The 12,077-nt window shown below is 35.1% G+C and carries 7 protein-coding genes; 5 read left to right on the plus strand and 2 right to left on the minus strand.

Annotated elements, in window-relative coordinates:
* From Q0543_RS16435 to Q0543_RS16455, 5 genes are all read left to right on the plus strand, one after another.
* On the plus strand, positions 1-1,713 hold a 1,713-nt coding region (locus Q0543_RS16435), incomplete at its 5' end, for a toxin-antitoxin system YwqK family antitoxin (RefSeq protein ID WP_299255613.1).
* Positions 1,714-1,722: 9 nt separating this feature from the next.
* Positions 1,723-3,654, plus strand: a complete 1,932-nt coding sequence (locus tag Q0543_RS16440; protein WP_299255615.1) for a transglutaminase-like domain-containing protein — start codon at positions 1,723-1,725, stop codon at positions 3,652-3,654.
* Positions 3,655-3,661: 7 nt separating this feature from the next.
* The gene (locus Q0543_RS16445; RefSeq protein ID WP_299255617.1) at positions 3,662-5,629 is read left to right on the plus strand and encodes a DUF3857 domain-containing protein; all 1,968 of its coding nucleotides are present in this window, start codon (positions 3,662-3,664) and stop codon (positions 5,627-5,629) included.
* A gap of 1 nt (position 5,630) precedes the next feature.
* Positions 5,631-6,446, plus strand: a complete 816-nt coding sequence (locus tag Q0543_RS16450; RefSeq protein ID WP_299255619.1) for an SDR family oxidoreductase — start codon at positions 5,631-5,633, stop codon at positions 6,444-6,446.
* 86 nt (positions 6,447-6,532) lie between these two features.
* Entirely contained in the window at positions 6,533-7,063 is a 531-nt protein-coding gene (locus Q0543_RS16455) for an inorganic diphosphatase (RefSeq protein WP_299255621.1), read from the plus strand.
* Positions 7,064-7,324: 261 nt separating this feature from the next.
* On the opposite strand, the gene Q0543_RS16460 is transcribed toward Q0543_RS16455, so the two are convergent.
* A complete protein-coding gene (locus Q0543_RS16460) occupies positions 7,325-9,358 on the minus strand; it encodes a hypothetical protein (protein ID WP_299255623.1) in 2,034 nt (677 codons plus the stop codon).
* A 6-nt stretch (positions 9,359-9,364) separates the two neighbouring features.
* Positions 9,365-11,845, minus strand: a complete 2,481-nt coding sequence (gene hrpB, locus Q0543_RS16465; RefSeq protein ID WP_299255625.1) for an ATP-dependent helicase HrpB — start codon at positions 11,843-11,845, stop codon at positions 9,365-9,367.
* Between the last annotated feature and the right edge of the window lie 232 nt (positions 11,846-12,077).

Consider the following 12,077-nt stretch of genomic DNA (forward strand, 5'->3'; position numbering starts at 1 on the left):
TTTGAAGAGTATCATGAAAATGGGATATTGAAAAAGAAGGGTCAATATGCTGCAGGTACCATGACTGGAGTTTGGCTGAGTTATTATGATAACAAACAATTGTTGGACTCAGGATCATATAACAATATGGGTGCTCTTGTAGGGAAATGGGTTAGTTATTATAAGAATGGGAATCTTGAACAAATTTCGAAGTATGACCTTAAAGGGAAAAAGTCGGGAGATCAAAAGGAATATGATGTTGATGGAATACTTCATGGTGTTTATATTTATTCAGACAATCAATTAACGTCTTATACCATTTATGATAAGAAAGGTGTTGTTGTTTCTACTGGTAAAGTAAAAGGCGGTACACTTGTTTATAAAACGTATTACCCAGATGGCAAAACCTTGAGTGCGGAAGGAATATTTAAAGATGGGATGCAAGAAGGTGAATGGAAATTTTACAATCAAAATGATTTTTTAGAAACCAAAAGTCAATATTCAAAAGGTGAGTTGAATGGCTTAACGATTAATTATTATTCAAATGGTTTTGTAGAGTCTGAAAAATATTATAAAAATGGCATCGGGGATGGCTTATTTAAAGCGTATTATAGAAACAAACAACTTGAACGTATTGGCTATTTAGTAGAAGATCAAAAGCAAGGATATTGGTTGGGTTATTACCCAAATGGTAAAAAAGAATATGAATATTATTATTTGGATAATGAAAAGTATCGGTATAATACAGAATACTCGGAAACTGAATTGAAAAAAAGGGAAGAATACTACGAATATGGATTTGTGAAATTTATAAATCATTTTGATACCTTAGGTGCTGTAGCTTATACAAATAATTTCCCCAAAGGAACGGGTGAATATAAAACAGTATACCCAAATGGAAAATCCAAAGTGCAGTATCAAATGAAGAACGGATTAATCGATGGTGTGTTGACCTTTAAATATAGTAATGGCTCTGTGGAAGAGACTTTGAAATATGTTCGAGGGAAACGTTCAGGTGAAATCAAAAATTTTGATGAAGATGGTACCCTAGCTATTTTAGGGAATTTTAAAAACAATCTTAGAGAAGGATTGTGGAAATATTATTATCCAAATCAAAAAATTGAGTCAATTGGAGTTTATAAAAGAGGGTCGAAAGATAGCTTGTGGGTTGATTATTTAGAAAGTGGCTATAAAGACTTTGATATTAATTGGGATATGGATGTATATGACGGAGCAATTAATTATTACTCAGCAGATCTTCCTAACGTGGTTATTTTTGTTCGTAATTTTGAAGATGATGTTGTTAAAAGTTATTCCTATCCTGGGGTAGATGGGAAACTTGTTGCTGCAATTCCTGTATATTACGAAACGGCCGATTACAAGTCTACGTATCCTTCCGGAACTAAAGCTATTGAGTATTCGTCTATAAAGGGACGTAGAGATGGAACGTATAAAGAATTCTTTTCAACCGGTGTACTTCATTCTGAAATAAATTATGTGTTCGGAATGAAAGAAGGAAAAGCTACGGAGTACTTCTTAAATGGAAAAATATCTAAACAAGAAAACTATCTATACGGTGAAAAAGATGGTGTATGCAAAACATTCTATGCAAATGGTTCGGTGAAATCGGTTGAAGTATATGTTTTGGGTAAATTAAATGGAACCTGCATGTATTACGATCAGATGGGTAAGTTAACGAGAAAATTATTTTATAGAGACGGTATTGTTTATTAAATCATGCACATGCAGCAAACAAAAAGTACATTTCTTTTCATATTGATGCTACTCTCATTTTCTGGGATAGCACAAACACTTTCTACAAAAGAATATCTGTCGAAATATCCAGGAGAAAATGCTGCTTATCTGGTAAAGCGACAAACGTTTAAGATGGACTTAATTAAAGACACCTTAAGTTTAAATGCCGAGCATTTAGATGAGTGCTTCTACTTGAATGAAAATGCAAAAAATCGTTCGGAGGATAAAATTTATTCAGGTACATTAAATCCAGTTTCTAACATTCATGCAGAAACCAAAGCACTTGATGAAAAAGGGAAATATAAAATATATCCAGTAAAGCAATTTAGCTTATCGCCTTCATATAGCTCTGGGGTATTTTATGATGATATGAAGGAATATAAATTTGTATATCCTCAATTGAAAGAAGGTTCAATCACAAAGCTTTCATATACAACTAATTATTTATTGCCTCAACTTATTTCTCCGTATAATTTTGCCGCAGAGTATCCATGCGATCTTTCAGAGTTGGTGTTGGTGTGTAACAATTCAATTGAATTTGATACGCTTTTGTATAATGTAGCACCAAGTCAAATTGAATATACTCAGATTAAAAAAGGAAATTATACCACACATACATGGCGTATGAAAAATTTGCCATCCATTGTATTTGAGGGACGCTCATTAAGCATTGGATACTATTCACCTCAAATATTTATTAAGGTAAATAAAATCAATACGCCAAATGGGAATCGAATTTACTTTGAAAACCAACAAGGCTTGTACAATTGGTTATATACCTTTGTAGAGAAAGTTCAAAATGAAAAAGATCCTTCTATAAAACAATTGTCTGATTCACTTAAAGCTGTTTCTAAAACGGATTATGAACTATCAAAAAATATATTCTATTGGGTACAAGACCATGTGAATTATGTAGCCTTTGAAGATGGGTATGGTGGATTTGTACCTAGAGCTGCTTCGGATGTTTATAAAAAGCGGTATGGTGACTGTAAGGATATGGCCAATTTAATTTCGGTTATCCATAAATCTGCTGGCTTGGATGCACATATTGCATGGATAGGTACGCGGGATATTGCGTATAAAATTACGACAATGCCTTCGCCTTGTAATTTTAATCACATGATTGCAGAAGTGAATATAAATGATTCTACTTATTTCTTAGATGCAACGGGCAAGTATCAACCATTTGGTTTTCCGACGGATCACATTCAAGGAAAGCAAGCATTGATTTCTTTAACGGGTAAAACATTTAAAATTGTTGAAGTACCCGTATTACCTAAAGAAAGAAATACAGTGTACGATAGTGTAAAGTGTACATTAACAAATATGCGTTTAAAAGGCGTGGGTTATAGAACCGTTGCGGGTTATCCTAAAATAAATTTTACCTATCGATATGTAAATGCACATAAAGAAGAAAAGACTCAATATTTAAACAGCTATTTGAAATTTGGTAATAATAAGTGTAGCATAAGTAATGCTAGTGTAAAAAATATTGAAGATCGAGATTCGAAACTTATTTTTAATTATGACTACGAATTGCCAGACTATGTTGTAAGCTATCAAGATGAGGTATTTGTAAACCTTCATTTATTTAAAATGTTTAACGCAGACCTCGTTGATACGTTAACGAGAAAATTGGATTTCATGCATGATAATACCACACTTCTAAATGAAGTAATTGTATTTGAAATTCCAGAAGGGTATAATGTGAAAAATATTCCCTTAAATAAATCGTATTCCTATGATAAAGCAGGATTTGATTTTGTATATGAAAAATCGGGACGGACGATTACATTGAGAAAGTCAATTTATATGAATTCGTTAATGATAGAAAAGAAAGAATTTAACGAATGGAATAAAATGATTTCAGAAATGAATAAATCATACAAGGAAAATATTACATTGAAAAAAAATAAATAATATAAAAATGAAAAAATGTTTAATAGGTATCTCCTTATTTTTTGTTTCACTTATAACATTTGCAGAATTTGAAAATGCAGACTATACTTGGGAGGCAAGTCCCAAAAGACATGCATTAACAAGCGAGGATGAAGCTGAAAATACTGTTCGCATTAAAGATGTGCGTATTCTCGAATACGCATACAATGATGCTCGTTTATTAGAAATGATACAAGTCGTTCATAAAATCATTCGAGTAAACAACGATGCTGCAGTGAATGAGAATAATAAAGTATTTATTTCTATGCGTGATGTGAGTGATTTACTTCAGCTTCATGTTCGTTCCATTAGTAAGTCTGGTAAAATAACAGAATTAGATAAAGGTAATATTAAGGAGATTGATGATGTTGAAAAAAATCATGGGTATAAAATATTTGCTATTGAAGGAGTAGAGGTTGGTTCTGAAATTGAATACATATATATATTAAAGCGTACACCTGAGTTTTATGGTCGTGAATATGTACAGCTTGGAACCTTAAATAAAGATGTAACGATAAAAATTATTTGTCCAGAGAACCTAACTTTTGAAACGAAATCATTCAATGGTTTTCCGACAATGAAGGATACCACGTATAATGAAAAGAATTATTTAACAGTACAAAATGTTTCTGTACCCGTTTTGCTTGAAGAAGAGTTCGCAAATTATGAACGCAATAGAATGCGTGTTGAATACAGACTCTCTTACAACACCTATCGCAACGATGGTAAATCTAAGTTGTTTACATATGCTGAAGTTGCAAAAAATATTTATGCAAATACACACCCAGTTGATACAAAATCCGATAAGGCTGTTTTAAAATTAATTAGCACAATTGGTTTGTCAAGCCTTGTTAATCCAGAAGATAAAATTAAAGCCGTTGAGAAATATGTAAAAAATAATATTGTTTTGGTAGAATCTGGCTCCACGCAATTTAGCACCTTGTCGTCTATATTGAAGGGCAAGCAAGCAAATGAAACGGGCTTGGTTATTTTGTATAATAAAATATTTGAACTGGCTAAGATTAAATACGAATTGGTAATGACATCCGATCGTATGGATTTACCCTTTGATGAAACCTTCGAATCTTGGGATTATTTAACAAAATATGTATTTTATTTCTCTACTACAGAAAAGTTTTTTGCTCCAACTGAAGTGGGCATGCGCTATCCAATGATTCCGTATAGCTATTTGGATAATTATGGCCTATTCATAAAGCCAGTTGTTATTGGAGAAATAAAGTCTGCGGTATCGGAAGTTCGGTATATAGGAGAAAACTCTTCTAAAGAAACGTATGATAACTTAGATATAAATCTTTCATTTAAAATGGAAGATGATAAGGTGTTGATAGATTTGACTAGGTCTTTAGGCGGGTATTCTGGTAATGGAATTGTAGCATTTTACGATTTAATTAGTGATGAGGATAAAAATAAAATTCTTAAAGAATTGGCTGAAAGTACCGTTGAAGATGCACAAATGATAAAAGGTGAAGCAAAAAATACAGATAGAAATAACTGTACATTTTATGTGCCTCTTTTATTGGATTTGAAAATGGAATCCTCTTCGTTATTAGAAAGTGCTGGAGATAAATTTATTTTCAATATTGGGAAAGTCATTGGGCAACAATCTCAATTGTATCAAGAAAAACAACGTAAACAGCCTGTTGAATGTGATTACAATCGTTCGTATATGCGTAAAATTGTAATCAATATTCCGGATGGTTATAAAATGGAAAATCTAGACCAATTGATTCTTTTTAAAGAGATTAAAAATGCTAAAGGAGAAGTGACCTGTAAATTCAAATCCGAATATAAGATAGAAGGAACGAAAGTTATTGTTTCCATCGAGGAATTTTATTCTCAGTTACATTACCCTCTATCAGAGTTTGAACAGTACAGAAGTGTTGTAAATGCAGCCGCTGATTTTAATAAAGTAGCAGTGTTGCTTCAAAAAAAATAACATGAATAAAGTCGTTTTAGTTACGGGCGGAAGTTCGGGTATTGGGAAATCCATTTGTTTATACTTGCATCAAAGAGGCTTTGTTGTTTATGGTACAAGCAGAAATCCAAATCGGTATAAAGATGAAGTACCTTTTAAATTGATTGCGCTAGATGTATTGGATGAATCAACAATAACTCCTGCATTAAAAACAATCATTGATGCAGAAGGCAAATTGGATGTGTTGATTAACAATGCAGGCATCGGAATGTTGGGTTCTATTGAAGATAGTACTGCCGAAGAGGTAAAAGAAGTATTTGAAACAAATGTATATGGTATTTTACGTACCATGCAGGCTGTTCTGCCTCATATGCGCGAACGTAAAAGCGGATTGATTATAAACGTAAGTTCAATTGCAGGTTACATGGGTTTGCCCTATAGAGGCATCTATAGCGCTACTAAAGCATCTGTTCACATGATAACCGAAGCGATGCGTATGGAATTGAAACCATATGGCGTGCGTGCATGTGTGGTTGATCCGGGAGATTTTGCAACTAATATCAGCGAAAATAGAAGAGTGGCAAAGGCCGGTAGGTCAGGATCTGTTTATGTTGCAGAAATAAGCCGAGTTGAAGCAATGATTAATGCAGAAGTGGCGCATTCATCGGATCCTATATTAATGGGAAAAGCAATTGAGAGAATGATTCATGCGTCAAATCCAGATATCAATTATGTAGTAGGAAAGCCCATGCAAAAGCTTTCCATCCTTGTACGTAGGTTGGTCCCTAAAAAATGGTTTGAAAAAATCATAGCTTCGCATTATAAAATGCCGAATTAATTGTAATTTGTTATAAATCAGTTGTTAATAATAGTATCAAAAAAGCGATAAATTTCGTAATTTGCGATACTAATAATTTTAAAAATATGAATCCTTGGCATGATGTTTCTTATGGAGAAAATTCTCCATCAATTGTTCAATGTATTATTGAAATCCCTAGCGGAAGCAAAGCAAAATATGAATTAGATAAAGAATCTGGTTTATTGCGTTTGGATCGTGTGCTTTTTTCTTCTGTTCATTATCCTGCAAACTATGGTTTTATTCCTCGCACGTATTGCGACGATAAAGATCCCTTAGATGTATTGGTTATTTCTCAAATAGAAGTAGTTCCGTTTTGCATTGTAAATGCAAAAGTAATTGGTGTAATGCGTATGTTAGATGGTGGCGAAAGTGATGACAAAATCATTGCTGTAGCAGCTGACGATATTTCGGTGAATCACTACAATGATATTACAGATTTGCCTCCACATTTAATTTTAGAAGTGCAACGTTTCTTCGAAGATTATAAAATTCTTGAAAACAAAGAAGTTGTTGTTGAAGGTTTCTTAGGTAAAGAAGATGCATTCCGTATCGTGAAAGAAAGCATTGAATTGTACAATGTGACATTCAAAAAATAATTTTTGCTCATTTTGAGTATGTGAAAAGTCCCGTGAAAGCGGGACTTTTTTATTTTTTAAATTATTGCAATCTATTCATTGACTAGTGTGCATTATACCAAATCCAATTACATTCAGTCCTATATTAATTCGCCAAGGTTGTGTCTTTCTGACTAACCATTCTTAAAGATTGAACTAATCTGAAATAAGATATCAGTACACTTAAATCAATCTACAGGCAGGCCTTATTTTACCTCCCGCCAGTCTTCAGACAGGTGTGTATTATTCAGCTGTCATTGACTGCAATAAACAGCGCTCCCTAACATACTCTGGTAAATCACTCCATACAGTTGTATTTTCATTAGATGCATCGTACGTAACGATATCATAAAAATCTGTTACAAGGATAATGGAATGTTGATTTAAGAGCGATTCAAATTGCGTGGTCAATTTTTTATATGCTTTACTTTTTTTGATGAAAGATAAAAATTCTCCATACGAAACATAGCACAAGGTGTCGGTCTCGTATTGTGGATTTAATTCAGCGGGGATAAATACACCGAATGAAAGACCCGTATTTATTGATTTTTTACCGTTAGAAGTATACATACTAATCAACTCATAATCGGAGAGCTCGGAAGTTTTAATATAGCGTTCTTCTAGCGGTATTTTACTGATATAGATACTGTCTTTCTTCGTGTTTCCAGTTTTGTAAAACCGCGATTTGTCCAATTTGTTTAATACGCTGTTCATAGATGTTTTATGCTCCATTTTTGGGTCTGTATAAACTCCTATTTTCTTATGCTGAATGCCATCAATCAATGCATCTATAAGCGTTGCATCCGTTGAACTGGACGCTGTATTCCCAGATGTGAATTGGTAGCTTAAATAGTATGTGTGACTTGTGTTTTTATTTTTTGAAACAGGAATGTTTAACGTGCTTCCTTTAAATGATTTTATGAGATTACTCCCATAGGAATATAAGATCGACATGGGCTCCTGTTCGTTTTTTTGTTCTACCCAATTCGGGTATTTTGAAAAAGAAGCAATTGTATCTCCATATATATTCGATAAAACCATAGCATCGTAATCAATGTAATCTTTTTGTAATGCTACGTCTAAACGAACCGAATCTTTTTCATTTAACCCATTATACCACATCATATTGGTTGTGCGAATCAACTCTATGACATCCGTATACTTGAAAGCAAGGGCATGCGTATTATATACATTCGTGGAAATACTTGTATCCATCCCAATGATAAACCAGTCAGTGCTTATGCGTTCTTCAGTAGATATTTTGGTTGATGTTTTTAATACATGTATGCGTGTAAAGGCTTTTGAAGAATATCTTTTTACAACATATTCTTCGTCTTCAATGGTTTCAACAAGTAAATGATTGGCAATTTCTTTCTTACTTATTTTAGTAAAATATCCTTCTGCGTGATAGTTGTAAACTGTGATTTTTTGTTCTGCATGCGAGGTTAATAGATATTCAATCAAATGTGCTTTGTTTAATCCTCTATTGTATGCACTTGTAGTACTTGCGCTGTACATTGCTTGCAAACGAATATATAAGGTATCTGCATTTTCTAAAGAGAGGGACGGTTGAGTATTTTTAAGTAGTGTTATAAATAAAGTAGGTGTACTCTTTTTTAAAGAAATGCTTTGTTGCAAGTTTACAGATGCAACGATATGTGTCGTTTTTGAGGCTACATACTTTCGTTGGATTAAAGCATCTCCCATATTCAATGTTGAATGGTAATTGCTTGGCAGTACCCATTTGCACGTGGGTGTGTTTAAAAAAGGAATACACTGTGCCGCTTTTAAATAAAGTATGCTTGTGTCTTTTTCAAAAGGAATTTTTAATGCGATCCATTCAATAGGTAATTCATGTATTGTTTGTGCATTTTCATTTAGGGGCTTTCTATAAATCGTAACTTCAGAAGAAGTTAGTGCTTCTTGAATCGATGCAATGGAATTTGTTTTTGCAACTTGGTTAAGTAATTGACTTTTTATACTGCTGTATTTTTGTGGAACTAAAACGATTTTTTTAGATAATTGCCAAGCGGTTATTTTCCCAGATTCTATTCCTTTCCATAAGGTATTTGGTAAACTACAATCGGTACAAAATTTTGCTGAGTCTGTACGGAATACTACTAAATTGTCTGCCGAGTTGAACGGTTTATAATAGGGTTCATTCCACAGATTGTTTTTGTCAATCGACTCCGCTAATAGCCAAGTAGATTGTGCAACAAGCGTATGTGATACTGTTGTGAATAGAAATAAAATATATAGACCTATGTATTTGAACATGAATAATTAAATCGTTTTTCTTTTAACACCTCGTACCGCTTCTGCGTTCCAAGGATCTTCGGGCCATGAATGTCTTGGGTAACGCATCCGCAGTTCTTTGCGAACGTCCGGATAGGTGTTCGACCAAAAACTTTTTAAGTCTTGCGTTACTTGAACAGGTTTATAGCCAGGCGAAAGCAAATGTATCATTACCTTGTTTTTGCCATCATTAACTGCAGGTGTATCTGTTAAACCAAAGAGTTCTTGTAAACGAACGGATAAAACAGGAGCGCTTCCATCTACTTTGTATTCCAGAAGTATGGAAGAGCCACTCGGAACATTCAGATGTGTAGGTGCAAGTTTAGTAAGTATCTGCGACTGTTCCCAAGGAAGTATGGTATTTAAAACTTCCAACATTGGAATTTTCTTGAAATCTTCTCTATGTTTTACATATTTTAAGTAGAAGGGAAGCCAAGAGTCAACGGTTGAAAGCAATTCTTCGAACCGTACATCTGGCCACTCTTCTGTTGAACGCCACAGTCTTAGTGACAATACCCGTGCTTGCCATTGCGCGCAATCTTCATCCCAATTAAAAAGTTTAAATCCTTCTTTTTGTACCGCTGCACATAAAGCATTGCAGCGTAGCGTTTCGTCCACTTCTTTTAGTGGTTTTGTCGAAACGATTAAACTTCCTATACGTGTCTCTTCTTGTTGGATCAAAATACCTTTTGCCTCATCCCAACGAATGCGAACGTGTTGTTCCATTCTATCTGTTAATAGCAAAGGATTTAATGCTGCAGCCCAATAAATACGGCCTTCTCCAACACCTGCATCGGCGTGTGCAATAGCAAGCCATTCTTCTTTAACCAATACATCTTGATCGTGCAAGCGCACATTGCGGCTGTTGGCCATACGGTATCGTGCCGATGCAGCATCTACTAATTTTGCAATACGTTCAGGATAGGCTGCGGCAATGAGTAAGCCGATGGAATCTAAATCGAATGAGTAATCCGATGATTTAATGGAGAAAATTTTTCTCCAAGATTGTACCGAACGTTCTATGCGTTCAAAAATTTGTTTCTCTCCTTGGAAACGCTTGCCTGTGCGCCAAGCACGTAAAGCTTCAACTCTTAAAGCGATATCTGCTCCTGCATGTTTTCCCAAGGCATCTCGTTCTTCCAAAATACAAACCAGATCAATTGCAAGCGGAAGCATGTTATTCTCCTTGCCTTTTAGCAACATGTGTGCTGTACGCGGATGCGTAGGGAGATTGGCAATGCGTTTGCCTTCTTCTGTAATCGCATCCCGATTCAATGCGTGTAATTCTTGCAACAAAGATTTTGCTTGTTCCACCGATCCTTTAGGCGGAACGGTTACCCATGTCATGGAGCTAATATCTTTTACGCCCCATTGTGCAAGTTCTAATACCAAAGGTGCTAAATCTGCTTCTAAAATTTCAGGGATGCGTTGCGGTTTTAAATAGTTGTGTGTGGCTTCAGACCAGAGACGAATGGCGATTCCTGGACCAAGTCTGCCTGCACGACCCGCTCGTTGATCTGCAGCATCTTGTGTTACCTTAACGGTATCCAATTTCGTCATCCCACTATTGGGGTCAAACTTCGGTACACGCGCCAAGCCACTATCAATAACAATGTGAATGCCTTCAATAGTTAAACTCGTTTCTGCAATCGATGTAGCAAGTACTACTTTTCTCCGTAGTTGCGCATCGGGTTTGATGGCTTCTTGTTGTGCGTTTAAAGATAGTTCGCCATACAGTGGACGAATGGAAATGTCCGAGTGTATCGTTGATAAAGCATCTGCCGTTTGTTGTATTTCGCGCACACCTGGTAAGAATACAAGAATATCGCCTGTTTCTTCCTTCAGTGTTTTGTTAATGACGCTTGTTACTTGTGCGCTTATGTGTGCGTTTGTATCAATGGGATTGTAACGTACATCAATTGGATATTGTCGTCCTTTACTGGTAATGATTGGTGCATTATCAAGAATAGAAGACAGCTGTGCGCCATCTAATGTAGCTGACATGATTAATATGCGCAGATCTTCCCGTAAAATAAGTTGTAAGTCTCTACATAAAGCAAGCGATAAATCGCTATGTAAACTACGTTCGTGGAATTCATCAAAAATAACCATACCAACACCTTCCAATGTGGAGTCTTGTTGCAAGCGACGGGTTAAAATGCCTTCTGTTACTACTTCAATACGTGTTTGGTCCGAAATGCGCTGATCAAAACGTACTCGATATCCAACTGTTTTGCCAACTTCTTCCTCCAACAAATCTGCCATGCGTTGTGCAACACTTCGCGCAGCCATCCGGCGAGGTTCAAGCAAGATTATTTTATTATTCCCAAGCCAATCCGAATGCAATAATTCCAAAGGCAGAATGGTACTTTTACCTGCACCGGGAGGTGCTTGTAAAATGAGGGTCGTATGCAGTTTTAATGCGTTCTTTATCTCCTCAACTATTTCTGCAATGGGGTATGGATTCATGGAGTAAAGGTAGGGAAGTTTTAACAAAGGATAAGAAATCGTTATTCGAAATTATAAATGCTTTATTTTAAATATGGAATTAAAAAATACAAAAACGATGAACAATCTATTCCAAGATAAATATAGAATACCAACCGTCTACTTTTGCTCACTGGATTGTTGGTGCACCGCAAAAGCGATTGTACATTATTATTTAATTGCACTGGCGGAAACACCAACAATAGCCAAAGGG

It is taken from the genome of uncultured Cytophaga sp. (genome assembly GCF_937863595.1).
Classification (GTDB): Bacteria; Bacteroidota; Bacteroidia; order Cytophagales; family Cytophagaceae; genus Cytophaga.